The sequence below is a fragment of the Pectobacterium sp. 1950-15 genome (assembly GCF_037136835.1).
GTDB lineage: Bacteria > Pseudomonadota > Gammaproteobacteria > Enterobacterales > Enterobacteriaceae > Pectobacterium.
In genome coordinates, this window is the sequence record NZ_JBBBQR010000015.1 from 1 (window position 1) to 14,778 (window position 14,778).

Genomic DNA, 14,778 nt, shown 5'->3' on the forward strand with positions numbered 1-14,778 from the left:
CACGACGGGCTTTTTTGTGCGTCTTTGCGGTACGAAATAATTCTATTTAGTAACCAATTTGAACTATTTCATTTGGTTATCGTTTGTATCTTAATCATGTCGAACCCGGAGAGAAGACTCTGGATTGTTATTTCCTATCTGATTGTAATTTAAACGATTAATTGCCGTTTTCCTGATGGAGCGACACATCTTTGAGAAGAAGTGTGTCCCGATGGTAATGATTGAAATAGTTTCGTCATGGAAGATTCATATAGCGAAATCTATTATCTCCTGCCGCAATGGCGAAATAAAACATAGCCATAGATCTTCATGCTAGTGCTGACAGGAGAGTGTAATCCGATGAATGTGCCTATTTCCGCTGTTATCTCGTTAGTGATGAGTTCTGCCTGGTGCCTCCCTCTGCATGCGGCCGTGCAGGATAGTTCTCTTGGAATCTATCAACTGATTCAGGAGAGGATGGTGCTGATGAAGGACGTCGCAGGGTATAAGGCCCGTCAACACCTGCCGGTTGAGGATCTGAAGCAAGAGGAACGTATTTTGAATAAGGCGCGGGAACAATCCGCTGCCGTGGGTTTATCCCCCCAAAGTACGCAGCTGTTTTTTACGTCATTAATGAACGCCAGCAAAGCTATTCAGTATCGTTACATGGCGGACTGGCTTGCAACACCGGAGAACGACTGGACGCCGCTTTCGCTGAATGACACGGTCAGGCCCACGTTACTCACGATTGATGATCAGCTCTTGATTAGCATTAAGCGTTACCTCGCGAATGGCGGGCATTTTGCGCCTCAGCAAGAGGCTGCATTTCTTTCTTCTATTAATGTTGAGCATCTGTCACAGAACGATAAACGCCAGATTTATGCGGCATTGAGTCACATTGAACCAGACGGCAAATAGCTGAGTGGGAGAGAAGACGATGACTTACCAATTATTGAAAGGGAGTGAGCGCGGAAATATCGCTGACGCGGCATATCGCGAGCGCTGTGATGTGAATGAAAGCGTCAGAATCATGCTGGTGTTACGTTTTACTACGCCAGATGAAGAGTATTACGCTGAACTGCACGATAGCATCGATCCGCAATTTGGCGGTATCAATGCCAACAGGCCGCTGTCGCGTGCCGATTATGCCAGAAAGTTCAGCGCTGATGAGGCCGATATCGAGCATGTCCGTGCGTTTGCGCGGCATCATCGGCTCTCTATCGAACGCGAACACGCCGCCAGCCGCACCGTTTTCTTAACGGGGACGGTGGGGCAAATGGAACAGGCGTTTCGCGTGAGTTTAGCCCGGTATGACCACAAACACGGGACATTCCGTGGGAGGGCGGGAGGAATTTACCTGCCGGAATATCTACAGGGTGTAGTGATTGCCGTATTAGGTCTTGATGAACGTCTGGCGACGAACTGCTGCCTACGTATCAATGATGCGTTCTCCAATGCGGCAAAGCGTCCGATGGGCTATACGCCGCTCGAGCTGGCGGAGCTCTATCATTTCCCGGAGCACGACGGCGCGGGGCAGTGCATTGGCATTATTGAGCTAGGGGGCGGATACCGCCTGCCGCAGTTAGAGCACTATTTTAAACGCATGGGTGTCACCCCACCGCAGGTCGTCGATGTTTGTGTGGGCGGCGCCCGGAATGCCCCTGCCTCGTTAGAGGGCGATAAAGACGTGAGCCCGATTGATATCGAAGTGCAGATGGATATCGAAATCGCGGGTACGTTGGCGCCGGCTGCCAAAATTGTGGTGTATTTTGCTCCGAATACGGATGCCGGGTTTTTGGAAGCGCTCAACGCTGCGATTTATGATGAGAAAAATGCACCGTCGGTGATCTCGATTAGCTGGGGATCCAGCGAATCACAATGGACGGCGCAATCATTACAGGTGTACAACCAGGCCTTTCAGACCGCGGCTGCGCTAGGAATTACGGTGTGCGTGGCTTCTGGCGATCGCGGTTCAAAAGACGGTGAGCCCCATGGTTTGCATGTCGATTTCCCCGCATCCAGCCCCTATGTTTTAGCCTGCGGCGGCACTCGCTTGCAAAAAGCGATGGAAGAAACCACCTGGCATAGTCGGGACGGCAGCGCGACGGGTGGTGGCGTCAGCCAGTACTTTGCGCTGCCCGGTTGGCAGTTAGGGCTGTCTCTGGTAGACAAATATGGCGGTCATCATCCCTTGCAACACCGTGGCGTACCTGATGTGAGCGGCAATGCCGATCCTGAAACGGGCTATCTGGTTGAAGTTAACGGGCGGGAAGGCGTGGTTGGCGGAACCAGCGCTGTCGCACCGCTGTGGGCAGGGTTATTAGCGCGTATGCTGGCGCTGACCCACTCGGCATCGCTGTTTATCCCCCCTTTGCTGTACCGTAACCGTAATAGCTGCAAGGATATCGTGCGGGGCAATAATGGCGCATTTGTGGCTTCTGAAGGCTGGGATGCCTGTACAGGGCTGGGATCGCCAGATGGCATGAAGCTGCTGAGGCTGTTAAAGCGGCTCGTAAGGCTCAATGGTGCACGGGAACACGACGATGGGCACGAACAGTGAGTCCGCATTTCCGGGAGAGCCGGCGCAGGGAGCAAATCCTACTCAGGTGAGGACATTATCGGTGATATTCATCACAGATTACCCGACCTCGGTTTGAGTCTACGGCGGTTAGCGGATATAACCCGATAAGAAGGACGTGATCGGGTCAAGGCCCGAGCGAAACCTGATACGACGCATGTGATCCAGACATGTTCGTATCAGGTTTTTTTTTGCCTGAATCCAGCCCGATCGCGCGCCACCCATAACATCAGTGATGTCTTACTGACATGATCTCGTTAAGGAAAGGAGAAAAACAGTGAAATACCGTCATCTTAAACGTTTCCCTGAGGGTTTTTTGTGGGGCGCGGCGACATCGGCTTATCAGGTAGAAGGGGCATGGGATGAGGACGGCAAGGGGCCATCAGTGATTGATGCCAGAACGTCCTATCCTGAGGGCACCACGGACTTTAAAGTTGCCAGCGATCATTACCATCGTTACAAAGAAGATGTGGCGCTGTTTGCCGATATCGGCTTTAAAACCTACCGTTTTTCCATCGCCTGGAGCCGCATCATTCCCGATGGTAGCGGTGAGGTAAATCCGGCAGGGATCGCGTTTTATCACAATCTTATCGATGAGCTGCTGCATTACGGTATTGTGCCGATCGTCACGATGTACCATTTCGATCTGCCGCAGGCGTTACAGGCCAAAGGTGGTTGGTACAGCCGGGAAACGGTGGATGCGTTTGAACGTTTTGCCAACGTGCTGTTTGATGAATACGGCGCAAAAGTGAAGTACTGGCTGACCATCAACGAACAGAACATGATGATTTTGCACGGTTCCGCACTGGGTACGCTGGATCCTACGTTGGAAAACCCGAAACAGAATCTCTATCAGCAGAACCACAATATGTTGGTGGCGCAGGCAAAAGCCATGAATGCGCTGCATGAAAAAGTGCCCGGCGCGAAAATTGGTCCGGCACCCAACATTGCGCTGATTTACCCGGCATCCGCGAAGCCTGAAGATGTGATGGCCGCATTTAACTATAACGCGATCCGCAACTGGTTGTATCTGGATATGGCGGTATACGGGCGTTACAACACCGCGGCCTGGCGCTATATGGAAGAAAAAGGCTATACGCCGGAGATTCTGCCCGGCGATATGGATATTCTGGCATCGGCCAAACCCGATTTCATCGCGTTTAACTACTACACTTCGCAAACGGTTGAAGCCAGTAAAGGCGATGGCTCGGATGAAATTGCACGTGGCGGCGATCAGCACCTGAAATCAGGTGAAGAAGGCGTACATCGTGGCGCAAGCAATCCATTTTTGCAGAAAAACGCCTTTGGCTGGGAAATCGATCCCATTGGCTTCCGCAATACGCTGCGCGAACTGCACGATCGCTATCATTTACCGCTGATCATTACGGAGAATGGGCTGGGCGCGTTTGATGCGCTGGATGAAAACGGTGAGGTTCACGATGATTACCGCATCGACTACCTGCAACGCCACATTGAGCAGATTCAGCTTGCGATCACTGACGGTGTGGATGTCTTCGGCTATACGCCATGGTCGGCGTTGGATCTCATTTCCACCCATCAGGGATGCTCGAAACGCTATGGTTTTATTTACGTCAATCGTGAAGAGTTCGATCTGAAAGATTTGCGGCGTATCCGTAAAAAAAGTGCATACTGGTATGCTAATGTCATTAAAAACAACGGGCTGGATAGCTCTGAAGCGTAAATGATAAAAGAAAATGCCTCGTCGATATCACGTTGAGGCGTTAAACGGTAGGGAAGGCCTGTGTGCCTTCCCATCAGACAGGACGGCTGAGCGATGATAATTAAAAAAATATTGAGCAATAATGCCGTGCTGGTGCTGGCAGATGACCGACGGGAAATTGTGGCGATAGGTAAAGGCGTCGGCTTTGGCAAAAAAGTGGGCGACCCTATCGATCAAGAGCGTATTGAAAGCCAGTTCGTGAAGAAAAGCGACGGTATGGCGGATGTGCTGTCACAACTGCTGGCGGATATTCCACCGGACTGTCTGGCCGTGACGCAGCAAATTATTACGCTGGCGCAAAAAACGCTGCGGCTTGATGTGCAGGACACGCTGTTTCTGGCGCTCAGCGACCACATTAACTTTGCCATTCAACGCCATAAGAAAGGGCAGACGATCAAGAATCTGATGCTATGGGATATTCGCCAGTTCTATCACAGTGAATTTGCCGTTGGGTTGGAGGCGCTGGAACTGATTCGCGCCAGACTGGATATCGATTTGCCGGAGGATGAAGCGGGGTTTATTGCGCTGCATCTGGCAAATGCGACGAATAACAGCGATATGCAGAGCACGATGCAAAGCGCGAGCATCATTAAAGATATTTTGACCATTCTGAAATACGATCTCCACATCACGTTTGATGAACATTCTCTCAATTATCAGCGTTTGGTGACGCATCTGAAGTTTTTTGCCCTGCGCCTGTTAAATCGGGAAACCGTGAGCCACGGCGATGATTCCATCTATCAGGGGATTACCGAGTTGATGCCGCGGGCCTATGCCTGCGCGATGAAAGTGTATGACTATGTGGAAAAAAACTACGGCTGCCAACTCACCACTGATGAGATTATGTTCCTGACCATTCACATCAACCGTTTACAACCCTCTCCCTCTTAATCATTAATTACACCGGTCATTAATAACGGCCGCACCTGCGGCATTAATCGATACGGAATGGCCGTCACGGGTAAGACCACCGTGAGTTAACATTTGTGTTACTCTGTTGGCCTTTACTGTATCGGTTCGTTATGTAACAAAATAAATTAAAAAACAGCGCACTATTGCTGACAGGCTTTCAGTCATAATGTTTTTTTCTCGCTATTCGTTAGTGAACCGCATGGGGGTCGTTATGTCAGCCTCGCCGCCGACGTTTTTGACGGTAGATATACGTCGCTCAGGGCTACGCTTTTCCCAGCGGGTCTATATTCCACGCATTGTCGGTACGATACTGTGTTCTCTCTTCATTGCCTCCGTGCTGATTACCAAGCCTACACCGGTGCTATTGTGGGGGCTGCTCCTTCTTAACGCCTTTGTCTGGCCTCACATTGCCTACCTGTTATCCCTGCGGTCGCGCGATCCTATGCGGTGCGAGAAACGTAATTTACTGTTTGATGTGGTGTTTGGTGGCATCTGGATAGGGTTTATGGGCGTGAATCTCCTGCCCAGCGCGGTGATTGCTGCGATGGTCGGGATGAACGGCACGGCCGGCGGTGGAATCAAGCTATTTGTTCAGGGCATCCTATTACAGTGTGTTGCCTGCGTGTCGGTTCTTGTGCTGTTTGCGGTGCCGGTTTCACTGGATACGACACCGATACAGATTTATGCCTGTCTGCCAATGTTGTTGGTCTACCCGATTTTTCTGGGTTATGTCACTTATAACACCGCGCTGAAGCTGGCGGAGCACAAGCGTATGCTGATGGAAGTCAGTACCCATGACGGAATGACCAGCCTCTATAACCGCCACCACTGGGAACGTTTGCTGAAACACGAGTTCGACCTTTGTCAGCGTTATAAGCGTACGGCGACGTTAGTCCTGTTTGATATCGACCATTTTAAAGCCTTTAACGATAATTTTGGGCATAACGTCGGCGATCAGGCGATACTTCTACTGGCGCGCGAGCTGACATCTGGTTTTCGTGAAACGGATGTGATTGGGCGGTTTGGCGGAGATGAATTCGCCGTTATTTTGCCGCAGACCAGCGCGGGAGAAGCGTTGGATGCCGTGAGTCGCATTCGGGAGAGTTTGTCGCTGAAGTTCCTGAATCAGACCCCGCAGTTGGCGGTGTTTGTCAGCGTCGGCATTGCGGAGATTTCACCGGAAATGGGCCAATATATTGACTGGTTAAAGTCAGCGGATATGGCGCTCTACCGGGCAAAAAATAAAGGCCGTCGTCGAACTGAAGTTGCCTGAATGCACCAGACCATAGTCTGAATGCTTTATTCTGTCTGATAACGATCAATAGACCCTTATCGCTATTGAGGTGGTGATTGGGGTTTCGTCTTCTTTTATACCTTCAGTAATACCATACCACTCTAAAACGATAACGAACTATCCCGGCTAATTTTTTAGAAATTAGGGGAGAGATAATACGAGTCATTCCTGTTTTCTCTTTACATAAAGCAGGTGGGGATTCATGTAGTGAAACTTGACGTTTAAGTGGAGAAATATCGCAAAGAAATACTATTTTTTTGATATTTATAACATATTTCTATCATTAGCCTTTGTTAAGATTTTTTCGGGAATATTTCTTTTTAAAAGCTATTGTTAATAGATATGTTTTTATGAAAATATGTCAGCAAGGTCTTATCTCTCCAGTCTTTTCCTTTCTTATCCGATACCCTCTGTCGGCGGGAATGGCGCGAGTGTGTGATATCAGGTCACCAAAAAACATCATTTAAATTAAACATCGGGCAAGGAACAGCGCCGCTTAAAGGAGTCCCGCTATGGCATGGCGTAATTGGTTTACCCAGCATCCCCAGTCAGCAAATGCGGTCAGTAAGCCGGCGGCGCAGGCTTCTTCACTACCGGTCTATGTTCTTGAGCCGCGTATATTATTTGATGGTGCGATTGCAGCAACGGTGAATGACACCGCAGCAAGCTCATCGGAAACGACTGCCGATCACGCTGCTGCCAACGCCCATGCCTCTACGGCAGATCAACCTCCCCATGATTCCCAATCCGCCGCGACGCAGGATATTGATATTACGGCGGTGGCTGATGGCACGACGTCCTCGCGTAAGGAAGTCGCTTTTGTTGATACGTCGGTGAAGGATTATGAAACGTTGGTCTCGGGGATTAAGCCCGGCGTTGAGGTCGTATTGATTGACGGCTCGCGGGATGGTTTGCAGCAAATGGCCGACTGGGCAGCGACGCATACCGGCTATGACGCTATCCATATCTTTTCCCACGGTTCTGAAGGCAAAGTGAATCTGGGGACGCAGGTACTGACGGAATCATCGCTGAAATCGAGCGAGGTGCAGGCACAGCTTGCGGCTTTAGGTGCGGCATTAACCACCGAGGGAGATTTACTACTTTACGGTTGTGATATTGCCGGTGGCGCACAGGGTGATGCTTTCCTGGCGAATCTGGCCCAGGCTACTGGCGCGGATGTTGCTGCATCCGTTGATGTCACGGGCAGCAGTGCGGTCGGTGGGGATTGGGTATTAGAGAAGAATACCGGCGATATTGATACTGAGGCAATGGTCATTGGCGCATACAGCGGCGCATTGACGACGATAACGTTCACCGATAGCGATAGCGATTTATATACCTCCACGCTAGTACGAGACGTCGGAGGGCGGCCTGTTACTTTTTCTGGTGGTGAAAATTCCGGTGGTTTATATCTCGATGGGGATGTAAATAATCGTGGGCTCTATGCGCTGGAGGGCGCTGATAATTCCACTGGAGGGAGCGATATAAAACTGACGATCGCCCCCAATTCTGGTTATATGTTTGATTTTAACGGGTTCCGTGCGCTTGCTGATAGCGGCACAGTGAATATCGTGGTGACCTACGCGGATAATTCAACGGAATCCTTCAATTTCGATGCGAGTAAAACCAACCTTCAGGCGGTTAGCTCATTCACCACGATTTCTGGTGCTACCAAGGTTGTGATTACCTCCAGTCGATATGCGGTATTACAGGATATCAACATCACCGACGTGCGAACGGCTGCGGTTATTCCACGGATCACGGCAGCCACCTATGACGCCAATACCAATGTGTTGACGGTGACTGGGGCTAATATGGTCGCGGGTGACACCATTGATGTGTCCAAATTGACGCTGGCGGGTGAAAACGGCAATACCTACACGCTAACCAGCAGCAATGTGACCGCAGTCAATGCCACCACATTCAGTATCACACTGAATTCGATTGACCAGCTCAACGTTGAAGGGCTGCTAAACAAAAACGGTACGACGTCGGCCGCAAGTGGGACAACCTTTAATTTGGCCGCGGCTGCGGGGTGGGATGCCACACAATCTTCTACTCCAGCCGATCTGGTTCGTAACGGCGTCACTGTCAGTAATGTGCAAATGCCCACCATCACCTCTTCGACGTACGACAGTTCGACGGGCACCTTGGCGGTTACTGGCACCAATTTGGTGAAGCAGAGCGGGGCGAATAATGATATTGACCTCTCTAAGCTCACTTTCACCGGTCAAGGCGGTAGCACTTATACGCTCAGCGCAACCAGTAATGTTGAAATCGTCAACGCCACTTCTTTTATCGTGGTATTAAGCGCCACCGATAGAGCCGGACTTAGTGCGATCCTTAACCAGAACGGTACGTCCTCTTCGGGTGGGACGACCTATAATCTCGCCGCCGCCGACGACTGGAACGGGCCTATAACGGGTGGAAATATTGCAGATCTGACCGGCAACGGCATCACTGTCAGTGGATTTAATACCGCACCGGTGATGAGTAACCTGAACGGCGATAGCGTTAACTTTACCGAGGGCGCGTTACCGATTAGTTTAGACGCGGGCGGTAATGCTACGCTTACGGATGTGGATTCAGCCGATTTCAACGGCGGCAGCGTGCGGGTAGCGATCACCACTAACCGTAACAGTAGTGAAGATGTGTTAGGCATCATGAATCTGGGGACGGGGATCGGACAAATCGGCGTGTCTGGATCGAATGTCACTTATGGTGGCGTCGTGATTGGTTCCTTTACCGGGGGCTCTGGTGTGAACGACCTGGTGGTAGCGTTGAACGCCAGTTCGACGCCAGCAGCCGTTCAGGCATTAGTCCGTGCCCTGTCTTATCAAAACAGCAATACAACCGATCCTGCCATCACGACGCGTTCCGTTAGCATTACCGTAAATGATGGCGACGGCGGGAGTGCTTCCGCAATGGTGACCGTTGGCGTCACTGGGGTGAACGACGCCCCTACGCTGTCTGCCACCGGCAATAATGTGACCTATACCGAAAACGGTAGCGCCGTCGATCTTTTCAGTAACGTTTCAGTCAGCACGGTTGAAGCCGGGCAGACCATCACGCAGTTATCTCTTGTTGTCAGTAACGTATCGAATGGCAGCAGTGAACAACTGCAAATCGATGGAACAACCATTGCGCTGATCGGCGGCAATAGTGGCACCACGACCACGAACGGTTTGTCTTATTCCGTTAGCGTGACTGCGGGCACCGCCACGCTAACGTTGAGTAAAGCGGGTGGCATCAGCGCCTCGGCGGCGGCCACGGCGATCGACGGCATCACTTATCGCAATACCAGCGAAAACCCCACGGGGCCTGCTCGTACTGTGACGTTGATGAGTATTTCTGATAATGGCGGAACAAGTAACGGCGGAGTGGACACCACTACGCTGTCGATTGCTTCCACGATAACCGTGGTGGCGGTGAACGACTCACCGACTATCAGTGCGCCCGCCTCGATCACGGTAACGGAAGATCTGGCGAAGGCGATTACCGGTATCAGTTTTGCGGATGTTGATGCCGATAGTAATAACGTCACGGTGACCTTATCTGTGGGCAGCGGCGTGCTTAATGCTAACGGTGTCGGCGTTGGCGTAGTGGGAAATGGCACGAGTAGCCTGACGTTGACGGGGTCTATTGCCACTATCAATGCTTATATCGCGGGCAGTAATGTGCTATTCAGCCCGGCCAGTAATGCAACAGGGAACGTCACGCTGACGATCGGCATTGATGACGGTGGTAACTCGGGAAGCGGCGGAGCTAAAACCGCGTCGGGCACCGTGACGCTGAGTATTGATGCGGTTAATGACGCGCCAGTCAATGGCGTACCTACGGCACAGGTGGTACAACAGGATGGTTCGCTGGTATTTAATACCGCTAACGGCAACCTGATTTCTGTCAGTGACGTCGACATCGGTGGTAACACCATGCAGGTGACGCTAACTGCGACGAATGGATTACTGACCTTATCGTCATTCTCCGGACTGGTTTTCAACGTGGGGTCGGGCACAGGCGATAGCACGATGACCTTCCAGGGCAGCCTGACCAATATTAACAATGCGTTAAATGGCCTGACGTTTACCCCAACCAGCGGCTATAACGGCAGTGCGTCGATCCAAATGGTCAGTAATGATTTAGGCAGCTCAGGCTCCGGCGGGGCACAAACTGACACCGATACCATTGCGATTACGGTGAATCCGAATAACCCCACGATTACCAGCGTCAGTGCGAGTAGCGCCGATGGAATCTATAAAATAGGGCAAACCATTCAGGTTACGGTGGCATTTGATACCACTGTCGTTGTCGATACCACTGGCGGTGTGCCGACCCTATTACTTGAAACGGGCGCGTTCGATCGCGTGGCGACGTATGTGGCGGGGTCCGGATCTAACACACTGACCTTCTCATATACCGTGGGCAGTGGCGATCTGAGCGCCGATCTGAACTACGCCAACACGTCTGCGCTGTCGCTCAATGGTGCGACGATTCAGGACAATATTAATCGCACGGCGGTGTTGACCTTGCCAGGGCTTAATAGCCTTAATTCGCTGGCGGCGCAGAAAGCCATTGTTGTCGATGGAGTGCTGCCGACCGCGGCGATTACGGTGAGTGACAACGCCCTGAAAGCGGGCGAGGCCGCGCAAGTCACCATCACCTTCTCGGAAGCGGTGACGGGTTTCAGCAACGCTAATCTGTCAGTGTCGGACGGCACGCTGAGCAATGTAACGAGCATCGATGGCGGCGTGACGTGGACAGCCACCTTTACCCCGAATGCCAACGTCACCAACGCGAGCACGGCGATTGGGCTGACCTACACCGGCGTCACCGATGCGGCGGGCAACGCGGGCGTGGGCAGCGAAACCTCCGGTAATATCAGCATTGATACGGCATTGCCGACCGCGACGATAGCCGTCAGCGACAACGCCCTGAAAGCGGGCGAGGCCGCGCAAGTCACCATCACCTTCTCGGAAGCGGTGACGGGTTTCAGCAACGCTAATCTGTCAGTGTCGGACGGCACGCTGAGCAATGTAACGAGCACCGATGGCGGCGTGACGTGGACAGCCACCTTTACCCCGAATGCCAACGTCACCAACGCGGGCACGGCGATTGGCCTGAACTACACCGGCGTCACCGACGCGGCGGGCAACGCGGGCGTGGGTAGCGAAACCTCCGGTAATATCAGCATTGATACGGCGCTGCCGACCGCGACGATAGCCGTCAGCGACAACGCCCTGAAAGCGGGCGAGACCGCGCAAGTCACCATTACCTTCTCGGAAGCGGTGACGGGCTTTAGCAACGCCAACCTGTCGGTAGCAGACGGCACGTTAAGTAACGTGACCAGCACTGACGGTGGCGTGACGTGGACAGCCACCTTTACCCCGAATGTCAACGTCACCAACGCGAGCACGGCGATTGGGCTGACCTACGCTGGCGTCACCGACGCGGCGGGGAACGCGGGCGTGGGCAGCGAAATCTCCGGTAATATCAGTATTGATACGGCATTGCCGAGCGCGACGATAGCCGTCAGCGACAACGCCCTGAAAGTGGGTGAGACCGCGCAAGTCACCATCACCTTCTCGGAAGCGGTGAGCGGTTTCAGCAACGCCAACCTGTCGGTGACAGACGGCACGCTAAGTAACGTGACCAGCACTGACGGCGGCGTTACGTGGACAGCCACCTTTACCCCGAACGCGAATGTTACCAACGCGAGCACAGCGATTGGGCTGACCTACACCGGCGTCACCGACGCGGCGGGGAACGCGGGCGTGGGCAGCGAAACCTCCGGTAATATCAGCATTGATACGGCGTTGCCGAGCGCGACGATAGCCGTCAGCGACAACGCCCTGAAAGCGGGCGAGACCGCGCAAGTCACCATCACCTTCTCCGAAGCGGTGAGCGGTTTCAGCAACGCCAACCTGTCGGTAGCAGACGGCACGCTAAGTAACGTGACCAGCACTGACGGCGGCGTGACGTGGACAGCGACCTTTACCCCGAACGCGAATGTTACCAATGCGGGCACGGCGATTGCTCTGAACTACATCGGCGTCACCGACGCGGCGGGTAACGCGGGTGTGGGCAGTGAAGCTTCCGGTAATATCAGCATTGATACGATATTGCCGAGCGCGACGATAGCGGTGAGCGACAACGCCCTGAAAGTGGGCGAGACCGCGCAAGTCACCATCACCTTCTCGGAAGCGGTGACGGGCTTTAGCAACGCCAACCTGTCGGTGACAAACGGCACGTTAAGTAACGTAACCAGCAGCGACGGCGGTGTGACATGGACAGCGACCTTTACCCCGAATGCCAACGTGACCACTGCGAGCACGGCGATTGGGCTGAATTACATCGGCGTCACCGACGCGGCGGGCAACGCGGGCGTGGGGAGCGAAATCTCCGGTAATATCAGTATTGATACGGCGCTGCCGACCGCGACGATAGCGGTGAGCGACAGCGCCCTGAAAGCGGGTGAACGTGCTGAAGTTACCATTACCTTCTCCGAAGCGGTGAGCGGTTTCAGTAATGCCAACCTGTCGGTGGCGGACGGCACGCTAAGTAACGTGACCAGCAGCGACGGCGGTGTGACGTGGACAGCGACCTTTACTCCGAATGCCAACGTGACCAACGCGAGCACGGCGATTGGTCTGACCTACGCTGGCGTCACCGATGCGGCGGGCAACGCGGGCGTGGGCAGCGCCACTTCCGATAGTTTTAGCATCGATACCGTTCGTCCTGTGCCGATCAGCCTGACGCTGACGGAAACGTCAGGTTCGCAGGCACTGAGCTACACGCTGGTCTTTTCAGAAGCGGTGACAGGATTAGATGTTCGTGACTTCTCTCTGCTTAACGCCAACGGCACCACGGCGACAATTGGTGCAGTGACAGCGCTGAGTCCGACAACCTATCGAATTGATTTAACCAATGTGACAGGGGCGGGGGCCGTGCAGTTGGTCTTTACCGGTAATCACGGTGGGGTGACGGATCTGGCCGGCAACGACCTGAACGGTCAGGGGATCAGCGGCGACGTTCATAGCAATACTGCACCAGTTACCAATGGTATTGGAAATCAGTCCGCTAGCCAGGGGAGTGCGTTTACCTTCACGCTGCCCGCTAACGCGTTTGTTGATAATGATGCGGGCGATAGTCTGACTTACCGTGCCTCATTGTCCGATGGTTCGGCTCTGCCGTCCTGGTTGGTGTTCAATCCTCAGACGCAGACCTTCTCAGGTACGCCGCAAAATGCTGATGTGGGATCGTTAGCGATTCGTATTACCGCAACCGATAAAAACAGCGTCTCGGTGTCCAGCGATTTTACGGTTGTCGTGAATAACGTTAATGATGCGCCGACCACCACCGGCATGAGCAACCAAACGGTGAATGGTGATGGGGCATTTAGCTTCCAGATTCCTGCTAACACCTTCTCTGATATTGATGTGGGCGATACGCTGCGCCTCAGTGCAACCCGAGCGGATGGCTCCGCGCTGCCAGCCTGGGTGAGCTTCGATCCTGCAACCGGCACCTTTAGTGGATCGCCGGGACGCGCGAATAGCGGCGATCTGTCAATTTTGGTTACCGCAACGGATGCAGCGGGCGCGAGCGTGAGCACCACATTTGTCTTACGCGTCCTGTCTTCTACGCAACCGGATGGCGATCCAGAATTCAAATCGAATGCTGGCAGGCCCGCGGTGGCGATTGTGGGTAATAACGCAGTGGTCCAAAGCCAGCTGTCGCTGTTGACAGTTGCGGCGGCGTCGACCAGTGGCGATAGCCTGCTGGGAGCACCGTCTTCACTCTTTAATGCCGGTACGGCGGAAGGCTCTACGCCGGGAACCGCCAGCGTGTTTAGCGCAGCGGCACAAGGCGGTGGTGCAGTAGGCAGTTCTGCGGTTGCCGTGGCCTTTTCCAACAATGGCGTGAATCGTTACGAACCCGGTATACCACGCAGCAATGTCTCTGATTTCAACCAGCCGATGGGGGGGAAATCCACTCTGGCGGGGATGTTTGCGAACAATATCATCCCAGGTAATACCGCGCTTGAGGTGTTCAGCGGCGGCAGTTGGCAGTCCGTGTCGGAGGGCAACTCGACATCCGTCATGTCGCCTGTCTCCGTTTTTGGCGCGCCCGTATTTAGCCAGCAGCTAAAAGCATTGGATGATTATGAACGTCTGCAAATCGCTTCTCTCGAAGGCGCATTCCAAAACATGAGCAAACCAGCCTGAAACGGCGGTGGCAGGGTGTGATGAATACAATAAAAAACAGGGGTAAGGAATT

At 53.2% G+C, this 14,778-nt stretch carries 6 protein-coding genes; all 6 read left to right on the top strand.

From position 1 onward, the window contains the following. Positions 1-339: 339 nt before the first annotated feature. The 6 genes from WCT94_RS15980 to WCT94_RS16005 all read left to right on the top strand — a co-directional run bounded on the left by WCT94_RS15980 (position 340) and on the right by WCT94_RS16005 (position 14,726). Positions 340-897, top strand: a complete 558-nt coding sequence (locus tag WCT94_RS15980) for a chorismate mutase (protein WP_336870342.1) — start codon at positions 340-342, stop codon at positions 895-897. Between the two features lie 19 nt (positions 898-916). After that, positions 917-2,539 carry a S53 family peptidase gene (locus WCT94_RS15985; protein ID WP_336870343.1) on the top strand — a complete coding sequence of 541 codons (1,623 nt, stop codon included), beginning with the start codon at positions 917-919 and terminating at the stop codon, positions 2,537-2,539. 295 nt (positions 2,540-2,834) lie between these two features. Continuing rightward, complete coding sequence (locus tag WCT94_RS15990) at positions 2,835-4,259, top strand: glycoside hydrolase family 1 protein (RefSeq protein ID WP_336870344.1); 1,425 nt, start codon at positions 2,835-2,837, stop codon at positions 4,257-4,259. Between the two features lie 93 nt (positions 4,260-4,352). Next, entirely contained in the window at positions 4,353-5,189 is an 837-nt protein-coding gene (gene licT, locus WCT94_RS15995; protein ID WP_336870345.1) for a BglG family transcription antiterminator LicT, read from the top strand. A gap of 232 nt (positions 5,190-5,421) precedes the next feature. Further along, entirely contained in the window at positions 5,422-6,483 is a 1,062-nt protein-coding gene (gene adrA / locus WCT94_RS16000) for a diguanylate cyclase AdrA (protein ID WP_336870346.1), read from the top strand. A gap of 533 nt (positions 6,484-7,016) precedes the next feature. Beyond that, positions 7,017-14,726 (top strand): Ig-like domain-containing protein, encoded by a 7,710-nt coding sequence (locus tag WCT94_RS16005; RefSeq protein WP_336870347.1) that lies wholly within the window; start codon positions 7,017-7,019, stop codon positions 14,724-14,726. Positions 14,727-14,778: the final 52 nt, after the last annotated feature.